The sequence below is a fragment of the Pseudomonas sp. LBUM1655 genome (assembly GCF_059716085.1).
This window is the reverse complement of record NZ_CP166801.1, coordinates 2,603,566-2,621,708: the sequence shown is the minus strand read 5'-3', so window position 1 is coordinate 2,621,708 and position 18,143 is coordinate 2,603,566. Positions and strand designations below refer to the sequence as shown.

16 protein-coding genes and 1 pseudogene are annotated in these 18,143 nt (G+C 59.5%); 9 read left to right on the top strand and 8 right to left on the bottom strand.

The features are described 5' to 3' along the window. Positions 1–21: 21 nt before the first annotated feature. Positions 22–1,728, bottom strand: a complete 1,707-nt coding sequence (locus ACA074_RS11850) for a ShlB/FhaC/HecB family hemolysin secretion/activation protein (RefSeq protein WP_489880106.1) — start codon at positions 1,726–1,728, stop codon at positions 22–24. A 93-nt stretch (positions 1,729–1,821) separates the two neighbouring features. Next, positions 1,822–2,271: a winged helix-turn-helix transcriptional regulator gene (locus ACA074_RS11845; RefSeq protein ID WP_497617761.1), complete on the bottom strand. Its 450-nt coding sequence runs from the start codon at positions 2,269–2,271 to the stop codon at positions 1,822–1,824. Positions 2,272–2,446: 175 nt separating this feature from the next. On the opposite strand from ACA074_RS11845, the gene ACA074_RS11840 reads away from it, so the two are divergent. The 3 genes and pseudogenes from ACA074_RS11840 (at position 2,447) to ACA074_RS11830 (ending at position 4,284) form a co-directional block, all read left to right on the top strand. Further along, positions 2,447–3,265: an alpha/beta fold hydrolase gene (locus ACA074_RS11840; RefSeq protein WP_497617760.1), complete on the top strand. Its 819-nt coding sequence runs from the start codon at positions 2,447–2,449 to the stop codon at positions 3,263–3,265. A gap of 70 nt (positions 3,266–3,335) precedes the next feature. Further along, positions 3,336–3,542 (top strand): annotated as a pseudogene (locus tag ACA074_RS11835) (cytosine permease); the annotation flags it as partial. A gap of 118 nt (positions 3,543–3,660) precedes the next feature. Then, positions 3,661–4,284, top strand: coding sequence for a glutathione S-transferase family protein (locus ACA074_RS11830; protein WP_497679069.1), 624 nt, complete (start codon positions 3,661–3,663; stop codon positions 4,282–4,284). Between the two features lie 6 nt (positions 4,285–4,290). On the opposite strand, the gene ACA074_RS11825 is transcribed toward ACA074_RS11830, so the two are convergent. Further along, a complete protein-coding gene (locus ACA074_RS11825; protein WP_401265344.1) occupies positions 4,291–4,791 on the bottom strand; it encodes a winged helix-turn-helix transcriptional regulator in 501 nt (166 codons plus the stop codon). A 98-nt stretch (positions 4,792–4,889) separates the two neighbouring features. Here ACA074_RS11825 and ACA074_RS11820 point away from each other — a divergent pair, with 98 nt between their 5' ends. Next, positions 4,890–5,528 carry a cysteine hydrolase family protein gene (locus ACA074_RS11820; RefSeq protein ID WP_401265346.1) on the top strand — a complete coding sequence of 213 codons (639 nt, stop codon included), beginning with the start codon at positions 4,890–4,892 and terminating at the stop codon, positions 5,526–5,528. Between the two features lie 45 nt (positions 5,529–5,573). Here the strand turns inward: ACA074_RS11820 and ptrR are convergent, their stop codons facing one another. Further along, positions 5,574–6,452: a putrescine utilization regulator PtrR gene (gene ptrR, locus ACA074_RS11815; RefSeq protein ID WP_497679319.1), complete on the bottom strand. Its 879-nt coding sequence runs from the start codon at positions 6,450–6,452 to the stop codon at positions 5,574–5,576. A 105-nt stretch (positions 6,453–6,557) separates the two neighbouring features. Between ptrR and ACA074_RS11810 the strand changes: the two genes are divergently transcribed. Then, positions 6,558–7,949, top strand: a complete 1,392-nt coding sequence (locus tag ACA074_RS11810) for an aldehyde dehydrogenase family protein (RefSeq protein WP_497679068.1) — start codon at positions 6,558–6,560, stop codon at positions 7,947–7,949. 107 nt (positions 7,950–8,056) lie between these two features. Here ACA074_RS11810 and ACA074_RS11805 read toward each other — a convergent pair whose 3' ends face one another. Next, a complete protein-coding gene (locus ACA074_RS11805; protein ID WP_497617752.1) occupies positions 8,057–8,887 on the bottom strand; it encodes an oxidoreductase in 831 nt (276 codons plus the stop codon). Between the two features lie 131 nt (positions 8,888–9,018). Here ACA074_RS11805 and ACA074_RS11800 point away from each other — a divergent pair, with 131 nt between their 5' ends. Then, positions 9,019–9,927 (top strand): LysR family transcriptional regulator, encoded by a 909-nt coding sequence (locus tag ACA074_RS11800; protein WP_497679067.1) that lies wholly within the window; start codon positions 9,019–9,021, stop codon positions 9,925–9,927. Positions 9,928–10,008: 81 nt separating this feature from the next. On the opposite strand, the gene ACA074_RS11795 is transcribed toward ACA074_RS11800, so the two are convergent. Both ACA074_RS11795 and ACA074_RS11790 read right to left on the bottom strand, forming a co-directional pair. Next, positions 10,009–11,331 (bottom strand): NHL repeat-containing protein, encoded by a 1,323-nt coding sequence (locus tag ACA074_RS11795; RefSeq protein WP_497679066.1) that lies wholly within the window; start codon positions 11,329–11,331, stop codon positions 10,009–10,011. Between the two features lie 47 nt (positions 11,332–11,378). After that, positions 11,379–12,671, bottom strand: a complete 1,293-nt coding sequence (locus tag ACA074_RS11790; RefSeq protein ID WP_497679065.1) for a delta-60 repeat domain-containing protein — start codon at positions 12,669–12,671, stop codon at positions 11,379–11,381. Between the two features lie 181 nt (positions 12,672–12,852). Between ACA074_RS11790 and ACA074_RS11785 the strand changes: the two genes are divergently transcribed. Both ACA074_RS11785 and ACA074_RS11780 read left to right on the top strand, forming a co-directional pair. Then, positions 12,853–13,449, top strand: a complete 597-nt coding sequence (locus ACA074_RS11785) for a paraquat-inducible protein A (RefSeq protein WP_401265361.1) — start codon at positions 12,853–12,855, stop codon at positions 13,447–13,449. Further along, entirely contained in the window at positions 13,446–14,135 is a 690-nt protein-coding gene (locus ACA074_RS11780) for a paraquat-inducible protein A (RefSeq protein WP_187680677.1), read from the top strand. The genes ACA074_RS11785 and ACA074_RS11780 overlap by 4 nt, the downstream gene beginning before the upstream one ends. Here ACA074_RS11780 and ydiJ read toward each other — a convergent pair. Beyond that, positions 14,068–17,094 (bottom strand): D-2-hydroxyglutarate dehydrogenase YdiJ, encoded by a 3,027-nt coding sequence (gene ydiJ, locus ACA074_RS11775; protein ID WP_497679064.1) that lies wholly within the window; start codon positions 17,092–17,094, stop codon positions 14,068–14,070. The genes ACA074_RS11780 and ydiJ overlap by 68 nt on opposite strands. 159 nt (positions 17,095–17,253) lie before the next feature. On the opposite strand from ydiJ, the gene ACA074_RS11770 reads away from it, so the two are divergent. Next, positions 17,254–18,138: a LysR substrate-binding domain-containing protein gene (locus ACA074_RS11770; protein ID WP_497679063.1), complete on the top strand. Its 885-nt coding sequence runs from the start codon at positions 17,254–17,256 to the stop codon at positions 18,136–18,138. The last annotated feature ends 5 nt before the right edge of the window (positions 18,139–18,143 follow it).

The following is an 18,143-nucleotide window of genomic DNA, read 5'->3' as shown; positions in this document are numbered from 1 at the left end:
GAATCTCGGGGCAGGCAAAAATTAGATGAAGAAATCCAGGCGGAAATAGATCGGTGCTTCGCGCTCGGTCAGCGCGTCCGGTCGTTCCAGGGAATGGGCGAACGTCACGCTGGCAGCGACGTGCTGGCCACGGGCGAACAGCTCGAGCGAGTTGCTCGACATGCGCCCGTGCTGATCGCCGTTGTAACGATCGCCACGAATCACACCCTGGTCGTAACCGAGGCTGGTGCCGTATTCGGCGAACACCGGTTGCAGCCATTCGAGGGTGACCGGACGCGCCCAGCGCAGGTCGTTGCGCCAGTAACCGCCGCTGTCGCCGGACAACGATTGGTCCTTGTAGCCACGGATCGACGACGACCCGCCAAGGCTGGTGCGCTGCGAGCTGAACAGCAGGTCTTCGCTGCGCTGGCCGGTCATCAGGCTGCTGAAGCTGAAGGACTCACCCCACACCTTGAACGGCTGCAAGTAGCTCAGGGTGGCGGTGTATTTGCGGTAGCGTGCGTTCGGTTCGCCGGGGCCTGGATCGTGGCTGCCCTGCGCATCGAATGCGCCGATGCCTTCCTGCATGCCGGCGTCGAAGTTGACGAACGCACTGCCGACACGGCGGCCGTGGTTGAAGCCGAACTGCGCTTCGCTGATGCGGTTGCTGCTCAGCTTGAGTTTGCTGTCTTCGATATAGGCGTTGGTGCGCAGATAAGACAGGCCGGCGTTGAGCGAGGTCTTGCTGACGGCGTCGCGGTGGATCACACGCTCAGCGCGGATCTGATGGTTTTCGCTGTCGCCGGTCTGCTTGAAGTTGTAGCCGTTGGCAGCGATCTGCGAGCGGTATTCGCTCTGGCTGTAGGTGTAGCTGAAGTTCCACCAACCCCATGGCAGGTTGTAATTGAGCATGGCGTTGTTGGAGGTGTGCTGGTGATCGGTCATCGCATCGTGACCGCCGCGCAGGCTCAACTGATCGGCCAGGCCCAATGGGCTGTCCCAGTCGAACGTCGTGCCCCACTGTTGCTCGCCGGTGCTGCGCTGGCCGTCGTTGTTACGCGACAAGCCTGCACGCCAGGGTTTCTGTGGGGTATTGTTGACCAGCACGGTGCTGCCGCCGACGTTCTGGCCCGGCGCCAGTTCCATTTTTGCCTGATTGGACGGCAGGCGATTGAGCTGATCGACCATCTGCTCGATCTCGCGCAGGTTGACCAGTTCGCCCGACTTGCCGGGAAACGCCATGGCCAGTTCGCGCTCCGACAGCTTGCTGTTCTCGGCGCCTTTCATGCCTTCAAGCTTGCCCTCGACCACCAGCACCTTCAGATGTCCGCCGGACAGATCCTGTTGCGGCAGGTAGGCACGGCTGGTGACCAGACCTTTCTCGATGTAGTAATCGGTGATGACTTTGAGCAACTCGTTGAGCTGCGGCACACCGAGGCATTCGCCGATGTAGGGTTTGAGCAGGCGAGCCTTGTCGCGCTCGGAAAGGCTGTCGGCGCCCTTGAGTTCGATGTCCTTGATCGGGAAGCAGCGGGTGTCGGTCGGCGCTGCCGGTTGTGCGGGTTTGACGTCCTTGCCGGGCAGGTCCTTGAGTTCTTCGAGACGCCGTTGCTGCTCTTCGAGCAGACGGTTCTGGCGTTCGCGGATCAAATCGGTGTCGCCGGGGGTGGGTGCAGCGGCGGCGAATTGGAGCGGAGACAGGCACAGCAAAGCTACGCACAACCTCGCCATGAGGGCGGGTGGGTACATGTTCGATCCCTCGAGACGGAGAATGACATCAAAATAGTGGCGCGATATTAGATGGCCATCATTTTGACGTCAAATCTATGTTGCAACCGTCCGTCAGTGCTCAACGCTCAATCGGGTGGCTACGTCCTCGGGTGCCAGCAAACGTCCGTCCTCGGCCATCAATTGCAGCTTGCGAATCGGCTGACGATGCTTCGCATCAACCATCACCGAGCCCGGCTCACCCGGCGCGTACATGAACTCGCCGCCCCATTGCGACAGCGCGACGATCACGGTTTGCAACGCCTTGCCGCGTTCCGTCAGCACATATTCCTTGTAGGCTCCACCTTCGGCCGCTGGCACCGTTTGCAGGATCCCCTGCTCTACCAGCGCCTTGAGGCGAGCGCTGAGCATGTTCTTGGCGATATCGAGGTTCTTCTGAAAATCACTGAACCGGCGAATCCCGTCCAGCGCATCGCGAATGATCAATAACGACCACCAGTCGCCGATCAGGTCCAGTGTCCGGGCGACCGGGCAGGCATTGCCTTGCAGGCTTTTGCGCTTCACGTCTAAGTACTCCATCGAATCGGTGATCAGCCTCGCGGCTCAGGGTTGCATCATACAACCCTGAACGGCAATCGAACCCAGCACCTGCATACAAGTGGTTCGTCATGATTGCGCGGATAGTGAACGCTGCCATTTCGGCATGTCTTTCAAAAGAATCCTGACCCAAGGAGCTTCCATGAGCACGTTCACCACGCAAGACGGCACCGAGATCTATTACAAGGACTGGGGCAGCGGTAAGCCCGTGCTGTTCAGCCACGGCTGGCCGCTGGATGCCGACATGTGGGAATACCAGATGGAATACCTGAGCAGCCGCGGCTACCGCACCATCGCTTTCGACCGCCGCGGTTTCGGCCGTTCCGATCAGCCTTGGACCGGTTATGACTACGACACCTTTGCCGATGACATCGCGCAATTGATCAATCATCTGGACCTGCGTGAAGTGACACTGGTGGGCTTTTCCATGGGCGGCGGCGACGTCAGCCGTTACATCGCCCGTCACGGTAGCGAGCGCGTTGCAGGGCTGGTGTTGCTGGGCGCCGTGACGCCACTGTTCGGCCAGAAGCCGGACTTCCCGCAAGGCGTCGAGAAATCGGTGTTCGATGGCATCAAGTCTGGCCTGCTCAAGGATCGTGCGCAGTTCATCGCGGATTTCGCTGCGCCGTTCTACGGCACCAATCAGGGCCAGAAGGTCTCCGACGGCGTACTGACCCAGACGCTGAACGTCGCCCTGTTGGCCTCGCTCAAAGGCACCGTGGATTGCGTCACCGCGTTCTCGGAAACCGACTTCCGCCCGGACATGGCCAAGATCGATGTACCGACCTTGGTGATTCATGGTGACGGCGATCAGATCGTGCCGTTCGAAACCACTGGCAAGCAGGCGGCTGCGCAGATCAAGGGTGCCGAGTTGAAGGTCTACGCGGGCGCACCGCACGGTTTTGCGGTGACTCACGCGCAAGCGTTGAATGAAGATCTGTTGGCATTCCTTAACCGCTGACAGCAGGCACTGTTTTTTCGTCAATCAGGCCGGGCATGTCCCGGCCTTTTTCCGCCTACAGGCTGCAAACGTGGTCGACAGTGTTCCGGTGCCGGTCGGCATCGTCATCGGTGCCCTAGGTTCGGGGATCATCGGCATCATCGGCTACCGCTTCATCCATGTGCTCAACCGCATCGGTACGTGGGTGCTGGGGATCGGCATCGTCGTCGGCTTCGGCTGTATCTTCACGCACATTCAGACCGATGATTTCCTCACCCGTGGCAGCTTCAACCTCTCCGTTGGCGAGCAGTCATTGAGGTTGCTTTGATGAAAACGGAAGGCCCGCCGTGTGCGGGCCTTCTGCATTGGAGTGTGGTATTTGTTTGCGACCAATCACTACCGGACAGGGAAATCCAATGCTGCGAATACTGGGCAGAGCTTCGTCGATCAACGTGCGCAAAGTGCTCTGGGCCTGCGCTGAAATTGACATTGCATTCGAGCGTGAGGACTGGGGCACAGGCTTTCGGTCGACCGAGTCAGCGGAGTTTCTCGCCTTGAATCCCTGCGCCATGGTGCCGGTGATTCAGGACGGTGATTTCACCCTGTGGGAATCGAACACGATCATTCGTTATCTGGCGGCTAATTTCCAAGGCTTGCACCTCTATCCAGCCGAACCACAAGTCCGGGCGCGGGTTGATCAGTGGATTGACTGGCAGGCTTCGGAACTGAACCGCTCGTGGTCGTATCCCTTCATGTCGTTGGTGCGCCACTCGCCGGACTATCAGGACAGCACCGCGCTGGCCGCCGGGATCGAGCAGTGGTCGAAGAACATGGAAATCCTCGACCGACAGCTGGAAAAAACCGGCGCCTACGTCAGCGGCGAGCAGTTTTCTCTTGCTGATATCCCCATCGGGCTGTCGGTCAATCGCTGGTTCGAAACCCCGCTCAAGCATCCGCACCTGTCGGCGGTTAACGCCTATTACGAGCGTTTGAGCCAACGGCCCGGCTTTCTGCTGCACGGACGCAACGGCACGCCGTGATCGACGCTATTTCGCCTTGAACGCCTCACGCCGCGCCTGCCGTTCGGCGGCGTAGGCTTCTTGCGGCTGGCTGATCAGGTCTTCACGCCGCAACGGCTCGCCACAGTGATCACACAGCGGACCGAGACCTGCGCTGTGATTGCAATGCTTGTGGGTCATGTTCACCGCCAGCCCTTCCTCCGGTGCCTTGCACCAGGTTTCGCCCCACTTTCGCAAAGCAATGACCACCGGGTAGAACGCCTCGCCTTTCGCGGTGAGGTGGTACTCGTAGCGTTTCGGCCGCTCGTTGTACAAGCGACGCTCGACCAGTCCGTCCGCCTCCAGGCTTTTCAGACGAGCGGCGACCATTTGCGGGGTGCCCCCGGTCTGCGCCTGGATCTCGTCATAACGATGGTTGCCCATGAACAACTCGCGCAAAACCAGCACCGTCCAGCGGTCGCCGACGATCGCCTCGGCCCGGTCAATCGGGCAAAGGGTCTGCGCAGGAGAGCTATCGTTTACAACCATCAGTGCTTGCCTCATTTACATTTACTATGATTATCATATCAACTCAATGTCGGGAGAAGTCCTGCGCAACGATCAATCCAATTGCCGGAGCAACAGCCATGTCGAATTCTCTCTATCCACTCGACCGCACCGCTTACCTGCTGGTCGATCCGTACAACGACTTTCTCTCGGACGGTGGCAAGATCTTCCCGCTGATCAAACCGATGGCCGAGCAGAACGGCTTGCTCGATAACCTGCGCAAACTCGACCGCGCGGTGCGCGAGCTAGACATTCCGGTGGTCATCGTACCCCATCACCGCTGGGAAAAAGGCGACTACGAAAACTGGGATCACCCCACCCCGACCCAATGCAAGATCATGCACATGCACCATTTTGCCCGTGGCGAATGGGGCGGCGAATGGCACCCGGATTTCGCACCGAAGGATGGCGACATCGTCGTGCAGGAACACTGGGGCTCCAGTGGTTTCGCCAACACCGACCTGGATTTTCGGCTGAAGCAGAAAGGCATCACCCACGTGATCATCGTCGGCCTGCTGGCCAACACCTGCATCGAGGCCACCGCCCGCTATGCGTCGGAGTTGGGTTACCACGTGACCCTGGTGCGCGATGCCACCGCCGCTTTCAAAGCGGAGATGATGCACGCCGCCCACGAGCTCAACGGCCCGACCTTCGCCCACGTCATCGCCAGCACCGACGAACTGATCGCCAGCCTCAAGCCACAGGGTGAATCGAAATGAGTCTGGTGGGCGCTGCGTAGGTCGTTGCGGACTGCGAGGCGCCAGTCACTCCCCTGCCCGCACCACCCCACGCTCCTCCAGCAAGCGCACAAACATGCTCAAACTGCGCGACACCGTCCCGCGCCGCCACACCAGCCAGGTGGTCAGATAACGAAAATCTGCCGTCAGCGGCCAGACACTGACCGTTGCGCTGCCGGGCATGCTCTGCAGCATTTTGCGCGGCATCAGGGCCAGGCCGGCGCCCGCGCTGACGCAGGCGAGCATGCCGTGGTAGGACTCCATTTCGAAGATCTTGCCAGGCACCGCAGCGTCGGTGCTGAACCATTTTTCGAAGTGATGACGGTAAGAGCAGTTGGAGCGGAATGCATAAATGTTCTCGCCGTTCACATCCGCCGCACGCTGCACTGCGGCGTGATGGAGCGGCGCGATAATGACCATTTCTTCTTCAAACGCCGGCACGCCTTCCAGCGCCGGATGCAGCACCGGGCCGTCAACGAACGCGGCCGCAAGACGCCCGGACAGTACGCCTTCGATCATCGTCCCGGACGGCCCGGTGGACAGGTCCAGATCGACTTTCGGATGCAGTTGGTTGTACGCCGCCAGAAGTTCGGGGATGCGCACCGCCGCCGTACTCTCCAGCGAACCCAGGGGAAACGCGCCTTGCGGTTCCTCCCCCGCCACGGTGGCTCGCGCCTCTTGAACCAGATCGAGAATGCGCCGTGCGTATTCAAGAAAAATCCAGCCAGCAGGCGACAGTCGCAAACGACTTTTCTCGCGAATAAACAGGTCGACACCCAGATCCTGCTCCAGCTGCTTGATGCGCGTGGTCAGGTTCGACGGCACGCGATGGATCTGCGCCGCGGCGGCGCTGATGCTGCCGTGTTCGGCAACGGCTTTGAAGATTTCCAGCTGCACCAGATCCACAGTCATTCTCCAATCGTGAAAGAAACGATCTTTATTATTCAGTTTCCAGAAAACAAACACCACCCTACTCTAGGCCCATCACATTCGACACGCAGGACGAAAGCCATGAGCCAGATTTCCAGCCAGACCCACGCCATCTCGATCAACCCTGCCACCGGCGAGCAGATCGGTCAGTACGCCTTTGAATCCGCAGAAGCCCTCGATGCCGCGCTGACCCGGGCCGCGTTCGGCTTCTCGAAATGGAAGCGCAAGCCGCTGCAGGATCGCTCCCGCGCGCTGACCGCCCTTGCCGGCGCTCTGCGTGAAGGCGCCGAAGCCATGGCGACCATGATCACCCTGGAAATGGGCAAGCCCATTGCCCAGGCTCGTGGCGAAATCGAAAAATGCGCCAAGCTGTGCGAGTGGTACGCCGAACACGGCCCGGCCATGCTTGACGCCGAAGCGACCCAGGTCGAAGGCGGCAAGGCGCGCATCGAATACCGTCCGCTCGGCTCGATTCTGGCGGTGATGCCGTGGAACTTCCCGATCTGGCAAGTGCTGCGCGGCGCAGTACCGACGCTCCTCGCCGGCAACACCTACGTGCTCAAGCATGCGCCGAACGTGATGGGCAGCGCCTATCTGCTGCGTGATGCCTTCAAGCGCGCCGGTTTCGCCGATGGCGTGTTTGAAGTGCTCAACGTCACCCCGGAAGGCGTTTCCACCGCCATTGCTGACCCGCGCATTGCCGCCGTCACCCTGACCGGTAGCGTGCGCGCCGGCATGGCGATCGGCGCCCAGGCCGGCGCTGCGTTGAAAAAATGCGTGCTGGAACTCGGCGGCTCCGATCCGTTTATCGTGCTCAACGACGCTGATATCGACGAAGCGGTGCAAGCCGCCGTGATCGGTCGCTACCAGAACTCCGGCCAGGTCTGCGCCGCAGCCAAGCGTTTGATTATCGAGCAAGGCGTGGTCGAAGAGTTCACCCGCAAGTTCGTCGAAGCCACGCGCAAGCTGAAAGTCGGCGATCCACTGTCCGCCGACACGTACATCGGCCCGATGGCGCGTTTCGATCTGCGTGACGAACTGGATCAACAAGTGCGCGATACCCTCGAAGAAGGCGCGACCCTGCTGCTGGGTGGCGGCAAGGCTGAAGGTGCGGGCAACTACTACGAACCGACCGTGCTGGCCGACGTCACTGATCGCATGACCTCGTTCAAACAGGAACTGTTCGGCCCGGTCGCCTCGATCATCACCGCCCGTGACTGCGCGCATGCCATCGCTTTGGCCAACGACAGCGAGTTCGGCCTGACCGCGACGATCTACACCGCCAATGTGCAACTGGCCCAGCAACTGACCAGCGAACTGGAAACCGGCGGCGTGTTCATCAACGGCTACTCCGCCAGTGACCCTCGCGTGACCTTCGGTGGCGTGAAGAAAAGCGGTTTCGGCCGTGAGCTGTCGCACTTTGGTGTGCGCGAGTTCTGCAATGCGCAAACCGTGTGGCTGGATCGCAAATAATCCGGACACCTAAAACCCTGGAGCTGCCGCAGGCTGCGATCTTTTGATCTTGTTTTTTAGGACAAGAGCAAAAGATCGCAGCCTGCGGCAGCTCCTACACAGGTTCGTCAGTTTTTGAAGTCGGTAGACAGTGCCAACTCGTTCCACTCGGCCAGTTCTTGCGCCACCAACCGATTCTTCGCCTCGATTCGCGCAACCGTGTCGCTACCCAACGCAAGGCGTTGTGGCGGATTCGGTGCGTTGACCAGCGCGAGGATCGCCTCGGCAAACTGCAGTGGATCACCCGGCTGCGAGTGGTTCGCGGCCTCGGCTAAGGTGCGCATTTTGCCCACGGTTTCGTCGTAATCCGGCAGCACCAGTGCGGTTTTGATCAGCGACTGCTCATCCAGAAAGTCTGTGCGGAAGAAACCCGGTTCGACCACCGTGGCATGGATGCCCAGCGGTGCCAGTTCCTGATGCAGCGCTTCGCTGATGCCTTCCACCGCAAACTTGGTGGAACCGTAAACGCCCCAACCCATGTACGCCTGATAGCCGCCAATTGACGAGATATTGATCACATGGCCACTGCGTTGCGAGCGCATATGTGGCAGAACGGCGCGGGTGACGTTGAGCAGGCCAAACACGTTGGTGGCGAACAGGCGCTCGGTCTCGCTCGCGCTGGTTTCTTCCACCGCGCCCAGCACACCAAACCCGGCGTTGTTGATCAGTACATCGATGCGGCCGAAACGCTTGATCCCTTCCGCGACCGCTTGATGCGCTTCCTCTTCTCGGGTCACGTCGAGACGCACCGCCAGCAGATTCGGGTGATCGCCGAGGCGATCAGTGATGTCTTGTGGGTTACGGGCAGTGGCAATCACGGCGTCACCAAAACGCAAGGCGCGTTCTGCGATGAGTGTGCCGAAACCACGGGAGGCTCCAGTAATGAACCAGGTACGCATAGCAACTCCTCCTGTCAGCGACCCTTGGCGATGGTGCCGGGTCTTCTCGATGAGTTGATGCGACTTTAAGCGCGTGCTACTGATGTGATAATCCCAGCAATTTTGCATGACTTTGTGAAAGGAATTCACAGATGAAATCACCCTCAGCGGCAGACCTCTCGGTATTCCTGTGCACGGCGCTGCATTTGAATTTCAGCAAAGCAGCGATTGAACTTGGCCTGACGCCGTCGGCCCTGAGCCACTCGGTCAAAGCGCTGGAGAATCGTCTCGGCGTGCGACTGTTCAACCGCACAACCCGCAGCGTGGCGTTGACCGAGGCTGGCGAACGCCTCTATGCGCGCCTGAAACCGGCGTTTCGCGACATCGATGATGCACTGGAAGACCTCAACCATTTTCGCGACAAACCCTCCGGCAACCTGCGTATCACCGCCGGCCGCCAGGCCTGTGAGCTGGTGCTGCTGCCAATTGCCAGTGAGTTTTTGCAGGTCTATGGGGATATTCGTCTGGAAGTAGTCGAAAGCGATGCACTGCTGGATATCGTCGCTGGCGGTTTCGATGCCGGCGTGCGCTTTGGCAATCGACTGGAGGCCGACATGGTTTCCCTGCCGATTGGTCCGACGATGCGCTCGGTGGTGGTCGGTTCGCCGGCATTTTTTCAGCGCCACGCCACGCCACAAAAACCCGAGGAGTTGCATGATCTGCCGTGCATCCGCCACCGCTTCCCCAGCGGCGCGATGTACCGCTGGGAGTTCGAACGCGGCGGCATCACCCAGGAAATCGAAGTCAATGGCCCGCTGACCCTGGGCGATGTCAGCCTGATGGTCGGCCCCGCGCTGCAAGGATTGGGGCTGGCCTATGTGTTCGAAGAAATGGTCAGCGAACATCTGCGTTCCGGGCGTCTGGTCCAGGTACTGGCAGACTGGTGCCCCTACTACCCCGGCCTGCATCTGTACTACCCGAGCCGCCGCCATGTGCCGGCACCGCTCAAGGCTTTCATCGACTTCTCCCGCAATCGCCCCCAAACCAGCCAGGAGCTATAGCAGGCTGCGATCTTTTGATCTTCGAACAGTGAAAAGCCCGGCCATTCACATGACGGGGCTTTGGGTTCAGCAACCGCTTACTCAGACTTTCTGAGCAATCAGACCGCGGGCGACACACGGCACTTGTTGACCATCGACGGTGGCAGCTCCGAAGAACAGCAACGTGTAGTCAGTGAACAAGGCCGAAGCCATCCCGGCGGGGCTGACACTGAATTGCAGCCAACCTTTGCCCCCACCGAAGGTGTTATCCAGAACTCCCGCATCAGTGAATTTCGCGACCACTACCTGGCCGGGACCATAAAGATGTCCGTACACCAGAATGCTGCCATCTTTCTGGACACAAGCGTTATGCCAACTGGTTTCGCGGTCGCCCAGTTTCACCAGCAATGGTTTGCCGCGATTGAACTGTATGTTTGCACTGCCATCAGACTCCCGGCTGATCAATAGCCCGCAATCATCCTCATCAGAGGTGTAACCAATCCCCAATAGACGTTTGTTCGTCTGCTTAACAAGGTTTTCCATCAGAAAGTTCATTTCGCCACTTAGCGGTTCAATCAACAGATAACCATTGTCGGCAAATGAGGTGTCGGTTTTACCCGTGGAATGCAACCTCGTGAACAGTGCCCGGGCGTGCGGGATGTACATTTCCTGGCAGTTACCGACCAGCACATACTTACCATCGTCCGCCAGGAGAATGTTCGTGACTTGGGTATGGGTAAAGTCCGGATGAGCGACCCAGACGATGCCGCTCTCGTTGAAATCCGGATCAAGTACGCCATCAGGTGTCAGTCGAATGATCGCGGTTTGAGTTTCTTCTATGCCGTCATAAATCAGCTCATGCAACAGGATTCTACCGTCGGGCAGAATCGCGCTGTTGCCGGTGGCTCGCGCCATGGACGAACTGTGCAAGCTGCCGAAACTGTCATCCTGCCCCTCACCGATACTGCCGAGCGCGATCAGCACTGTCCCGTTTTTGCCAAACGTCTGGTCCGGACTGCCATCAGGGTGCAGACGGATCAGGCCTTTCCAGGTATTGAAAGTGCCGTCGTGGTAGTTGCCGATCAGCAATAGCTTTCCGTCGCGCAACTCGACCACTTCGTTGATCTGTGAATAAGCGCGCCCACCGTTATTTTGGACAAACTCTGCGATCACATAGCCCGCCTGACCGAATGTCGGGTCGATCGCCCCGTTTGCCTTCAGCCTGACGCAGTAGTAGGCAAATCGCCTGGTGGAGGTGCGGATACTGCCGCAGACGTAAAAACGACCCGCAGAATCGACAGCCATACCTCGGGGGGAAATGTTGTCTCCTGGCTCATCGGGTCCTTTCAACAACACCAACCCGCCCTCCCCGAACGTCGGGTCGAGCTGACCTTCATCGCGCAAAAACAAGGCGTCGATTTTCATGCTGATTGCTCCTTGTGCGTTTAGCCGACGCGATGATCTGTCCTGATTCAATTTCGCCCGTGATAACGTAGTACCAGGCATTGGGAATCTGGCGTGGATAGAAAGCCTGCGATCACGATTTTTCCATCGCCCTGCAGGTCTATGCCGTCAAAAGAGCCGACCCGCTCCAGTGAAGTGCTGACCCAGCCGACGCCGTTGAACGTAGTGTCAAGCGAACCATCGCTAAGCAGTCTGGCCACAACCAATTCCCCTTGCTCTTCTGGCCGTTGGATCTTGCCAAGCAAAACAAGGATTCCGTCAGGTTGCATGGCGGCGCGGCGCCAGAGGGTGTCGACGTTATCCAGTCGGGTCAGCAACGGTTGACCACGGTTGAACTGAATATTGGGGCTGCCATCCGGCTCGAGGCTGATCAGCAGGCCTTGACCCGCAGCCGTTCTCCCGATCGCCAATAGCCGCTTGTTCGGTTGCCCGATCATCGCGTTGATCGTAGGGGTCTGCAGTGTCGGCAATGACACAACGACAAACCCGTCATCGCCAAAGGTTCGATCAAGGTGGCCATCGATGTTATAGCGCGCGAAAAATGGCGCCGGCGTACCTGAACGGGGCGCCAGATTGCCGCCGACCACGATCTTGCCGTCGGGATCAATGAAGCCGTTGCGCAGTTTCACATCCGCCGGGACGCCTCCCGGGTAAACCACTTGGACATGGCCTTTCTGATTGAAAGATTCGTCCGCAGAGCCATCGCTGTTCAGCAAAAAGATCAACGCACGGGTGTCCGCCTCATGAGAGACGACATAGTTGTGCACGACCAGGATTTTTCCGCTTTCCAGTGCCGTGAGGCTACACGCATGGTCTTGAATCTCGCCTTGCGATTGCGGGGCGCGTTGCGCCTGAATGTCTTCGGGCAATCGGAGAATAACCAAGCCTTCAGAGCCAAAATCGCTGTCCAGCGTGCCGTCGCAGAGGAAACGGGCCAGTGCGGGGATTGTGCCCACCTGTCCTGTCAGGAGAATTTTGCCGTCAGCGAGCAACGCGATGGATCTACCCGCAGAGTTCATGTTGAGGGCAAATGAGCCGCTGGAAATGCCATCCACACCGAAGGATTCATCCAGTGTTCCATCCGGCATCAAGCGGCCCAATACGTACGGATAACCGAAAGCGCCTCCGATCGCATAGCCCGCAAAATAAAGGTATTCAAGGTTTGCAGAGCGTTGCACTGCGACGTCATGGATTAAGGTTTGCGACCCTACACGAGGAATATCCAGGCGAAAAATACCGGCATCGGCAAAGCTTTCATCAAGCGACCCGGGGGTCCGCACAGTGTTGTTCGAGTGGCTCATGGAGCGTTCCTTGAGGGGGATCTCGACTCAAGTAGCTACCCATCAGTCTTTTCCGTCTACTGTAAGGTCTGACAGTAGACACCGAATTTTATCTGTGTGTGCCGACGCTGCACCTACCGTCAAGTGAAGGTCTATAGTGGATTAATCCATTGCCCTCGTGGCCTGCTGTCGAGCGCTGTCCATGGTCAACACCGAACACCTGATCATTTGCGAACACTGCGATTGCGTGTATGAAAAAGTCGCGCTCGCCAAACATCAGAAAACCCTGTGCCAACGTTGCGGCGGGGTGCTCCAGCGCTACAACGGCCTGACGGTTGAACAACGTCTGGCCCTGACGTTCACGGCGGCGATGCTGTGGCTGTTCGCCAATTTCTATCCGGTGATGAGCATCAGCCTCAAAGGCCTGAAAAACAGTGCGACGCTGTGGGATTCGGTGCTCGCGCTGAGTCAGGGGCCGATCACGTTCATGGCGATGGTCGCGGCGATCTCGATCATCATTGCTCCTGCCTTTCAATTGGTGCTGCTGATCTGGGTGCTGAGTTTCGCCCTGTCGTCGCGCCGCGCACCGGGATTCAAGGTGTGCATGCGCTGGCTGGAAACCCTGCGCCCGTGGAGCATGCTTGAAGTGTGTTTGCTGGGAGCGATGGTGGCAGTGTTCAAACTCGCCGGACTGCTCGATGTCTTGCCCGGTATCGGCCTTTTTGCGCTGGCCGTGCTGAGCCTGATGATGATCCGTATTGCCGGCCGCGATATCCGTGACCTCTGGGACATGCCATGAATCGACCAGCGACCGCCAGCGAACTCAATCTGTGCCTGTGCCACAGCTGCGGCCTGGCCTGCGACATGACCGACGAACCGCATGAATGCCCCCGCTGCGACGCCCCCTTGCACCGGCGCAAGACCAATTCACTGACGCGCACCTGGGCCTATTTGCTCGCTGCGCTGGTGTTTTATATCCCGGCCAATCTGCTGCCGGTGATGAACACCACCATGCTTGGCAGTGGCTCCGACAGCACGATCATGAGCGGCGTGCTCGAGTTCTGGCAGCACGGCGCCTGGGACATCGCCCTGATCATCTTCATCGCGAGTATCGCCGTGCCGGGCGTCAAGTTCGTCGCCCTGTCGCTGCTGCTGATTACTGTGCAGCGCGACAGTGGCTGGGCCCGCCGCGAGCGCTCGAAAATGTTCCGTTTCGTCGAGTTGATCGGCTACTGGTCGATGCTCGACGTGCTGGTGGTCGCACTGGTCGCGGCGCTGGTGAAATTCCAGGCGCTGGGCGATATCGAGCCACGCCCGGGCATCCTGTTTTTCGGCATGGTGGTGGTGTTCACCATGCTCTCGGCAATGAGCTTTGACCCGCGGCTGATCTGGGACAACGCCCCCGACGACGAACCGCTCAGCGACGCAGAAGCGCCAGCAGCACCTGCAATGGATGGCGTAGCGCCCGATCCGACTGGCGCTTGACCTGGCTGCGGCACGAATAACCGGTCGCCAATGCCTCGCCCTTCTCTGCCGGTGCATCGACTTGACGCGCCCACGATTGTTCGTAGATCACCGCCGAGGTTTCGCGGTTACGCGCCTCGTGGCCATAGGTGCCGGACATCCCGCAGCAACCGGTGGCCTGAGTGGCCAGTTTCAACCCCACGCGCTCAAACACTTGCTCCCATTGCCGAGTGGCAGCCGGGGCATTGGTTTTCTCGGTGCAGTGCGCCAGTAACCGGAAGGTCTCGGCCCTGCTCTGGCTGGTCTGTTCCGGCATGACGTCGAGCAGCCATTCCTGCAACAGCGCGACCTCCGGGCATTGCTCCATGCCCGGCACTTTCTGATATTCCTGGCGATAAACCAGTGTCATCGCCGGATCCAGCCCTATCAGCGGCACGCCGACATCCGCCAGCGCTCGCAATTGCCGCGCGTTGCGCACCGCCGCACGGTTGAATGCCGACAGAAAACCCTGCACATGCAGCGGTTTGCCGTTGGCACTGAACGGCGCCAGATACACCTGATAACCCAGACGCGAAATCAGCTCGACCAGATCCGCCAGCAGCGGCGCTTCGAAATAGCGGGTAAACGCATCCTGCACCAGCACCACGCTGCGTTCACGCTGTGCCTGGGTCAGGCCAGACAGGGTCGACACCGTCGCCGGTTGCACCTGCCAACGACGCATCGCCGCGTGAAAATCAAAGCGACTGAGCAACGGCACATCGACCATTCCGCCGACACGCTCAAGCATGCCGCGAACCCACGAGGCGCCCATCAAACCGTTGTACAACGCGGGAATTCGCGCCATCCAGGGGATGGTGTATTCCAGCGAGGCGATCAGATAGTCCCGCGCCGGGCGCAGATACCGGCTGTGATACAGCTCAAGAAACCGCGAACGAAACTCCGGCACATTGACCTTCACCGGGCATTGCCCCGCGCAGGACTTGCACGCCAGGCAACCGGCCATGGCGTCGTAGACCTCATGGGAGAAGTCTTCGGACTGCGCGCGGCTATTGCGCCAGCGCTGCCACAACGAAGAGAAAAATGCCGGTCGGCGAACGGCATCCGACAATACATCTACACCCGCCTCGCCCTGCAACCGCAGCCACTCACGGATCAACGATGCCCGCCCCTTGGGCGATTGCGCGCGTTCGCGGGTGGCTTTCCATGACGGGCACATCGCATCGTCAGGGTCAAAGTTGTAGCAGGCGCCGTTGCCATTGCAATGCATGGCCGCGCCGTAGCTCTGCCAGACTTTTTCGTCGATCTGCCGATCCAGTTCGCCACGCAGAGTCACTTCGTCAATTTTCAACAACGCCGCGCCGGTGTTGGCTGGGGTGGCGATCTTGCCCGGGTTGAACTGATTGAACGGGTCAAACGCCGCCTTCAACGCTTGCAGGGCCGGATACAGTTCGCCGAAAAACGCCGGCGCGTATTCCGAGCGCAGGCCTTTGCCGTGCTCACCCCAGAGCAGGCCGCCGTAACGTTGGGTCAGCGCCGCAACGCCATCGGACACTGGACGCACCAGCGCCGCTTGCTGTGGATCTTTCATGTCGAGAATCGGCCGCACGTGAAGCACGCCCGCGTCAACATGGCCGAACATGCCGTACTGCAAACCGTGGCTGTCGAGAAGCTCGCGCAACTCGGCGATGTATTCGGCCAGGTGCTGCGGCGGCACGGCGGTGTCTTCGACAAACGGCTGCGGCCGTGCTTCACCGGCGACGTTGCCGAGCAGACCGACCGCACGTTTGCGCATGCCATAGACCTTGTTCACTGCCGCGTGACCGACGGCCAGGGTGTGGCCGAGTCGCTCGACAGTGCGGTCACTGGCCAGGTGCTCGATGAAGGCTTCGACCCTTTTCTGCAAATCCTCGGGATCATCACCGCAAAACTCGACGAGGTTGATCCCCAGGGTCGGTCGCTCGGCGCTCTGCGGAAAATACTCGGCAACGCCGTGCCAGACGATGTCCTGCATTGCCAGCAGCAACACCTTCGAGTCCACGGTTTCAATCGATAGCGGCTTGAGTGCCATCAAGGCGCGAGCGTCGCGCAACGCGTCCATGAACCCGGCGTAGCGGATGTTCACCAGCATCGTGTACTTGGGGATCGGCAGCACGTTGAGCCTGGCCTCGACCACAAAACCCAGCGAACCTTCGGCGCCACACAACACGCTGTTGAGGTTGAAACGATTGTCTGCCTCGCGCAGATGTGCGAGGTCGTAACCGGTCAGGCAACGGTTGAGATCGGGGAAACGCTGTTTGATCAGTGCGCCCTGCTCATCAATGATCTGCCGCGCACAACGATAGACTTCGCCGACCCGATCCTCGCGCGCGCACTGTGTCTGAAGTTCGCTGTCCTCAAGCGGTAAACCGTGCAGACGCTCACCGCCACGCAGAATCATGTCGAGCTCGAGTACGTGGTCGCGGGTCTTGCCGTAGGTGCAACTGCCCTGGCCGCTGGCGTCGGTGTTGATCATGCCGCCGACGGTGGCACGGTTGGAGGTCGACAATTCTGGAGCGAAAAACAGTCCGGCGGATTTCAGCGCGGCGTTGAGCTGATCCTTGACCACCCCGGCCTGCACCCGCGCCCAGCGCTCTTCAACATTGATTTCCAGAATACGGTTCATGTGCCGCGACAAGTCGACCACGATGCCGTCTGTCAACGATTGGCCATTGGTGCCGGTGCCACCGCCACGGGGGGTGATGACCACTTGTTGGTAGGCCGGTTCGGCAATCAGTCGTGCAACGCGCGCCACATCGTCGGCGTCCATGGGAAACACCGCAGCTTGCGGCAAGCGCTGATAGATAGAGTTGTCGGTGGCCAGCACCACGCGACTGGCGTAGTCGGCGCTGATTTCACCGCGAAATCCACTGGCCTTCAGGGCTTTGAGGAACTGCTGATAATCGGAGGTCAGAGCGGTAGAGGGCGACAGCTGGGCAATCATCGGTCAGGGTATCTCGGGTCAAAATCAGGCCGTGTGGCGGTGAACAGTTGTACGCAACGAATGATTGCGTCAGGCTCCGCCATCTCATGTTGTCCATATTCATTGCTGAAGGTTCTTGGGACAACCGTAAATTCGACCCGTTATTAATGACTTTTACGAATGAATCCGCGAACGCTCACCCCGTCCATGTCGCTATTGCTCGCCTTCGAGGCAGCCGCGCGCCACGAAAGCTATACCCGTGCCGCCCATGAACTGTCGCTGACGCAAAGTGCGGTCAGCCGTCAGGTGCAGATTCTGGAGAAGATGCTCGGCATGCGCCTGTTCAATCGGGAGGGACGCAAAGTCGTCCTGACGGATGTCGGACGCATGTATCAACGCGAACTCGCCGAGGCCCTTGGGCAAATTCGCAGCGCCACTCTGCAAGCCATGGCGTTTGGTTCGGGCATCCACAGCTTGCGGCTGGCGACGCTACCGACCTTCGGTTCGAAATGGTTGCTGCCGCGACTCAAGGACTTCTACACCGCCCACCCCGGCATGACCGTGCACTTGCATTCACGCATTGAAGCCATCGACTTTGATACCAGTGAAATCGATGCGGCGATTTGTGTGGGCGCGGGGGACTGGCCGGGGCTGAGCGCCCTGCCCCTGCACACTGAAGAACTGGTAGTTATTGCCAGTGCGCAATTGTCCGCCGCCGAGCGCGATGACGCCGAAAAGCACGTCGCCGGGCAATTGCTGCTCAATGTCAGCAGTAACGCCCAAGCCTGGACCGAGTGGTTCACTCATCACGGGTTGCCGCATCGGAGCATGCGCATCGGCCCAAGTTTTGAAATGACTGCGCATTTGATTCAGGCGGTGCGAGCGAATATTGGTGTTGGCTTGGTGCCGCGCATTCTGGTCGAGGATGAATTGCTCAGCGGTGAGCTGCTGCAACTCGGAGAACCGATCACCAGTCGTCGCAGCTATTACCTGGTGTATCCGCCGCGCAATGAAGCGCTGCCATCGCTGAAGGCGTTTCGGGATTGGTTGGTGGATACGCTCTGACCCGC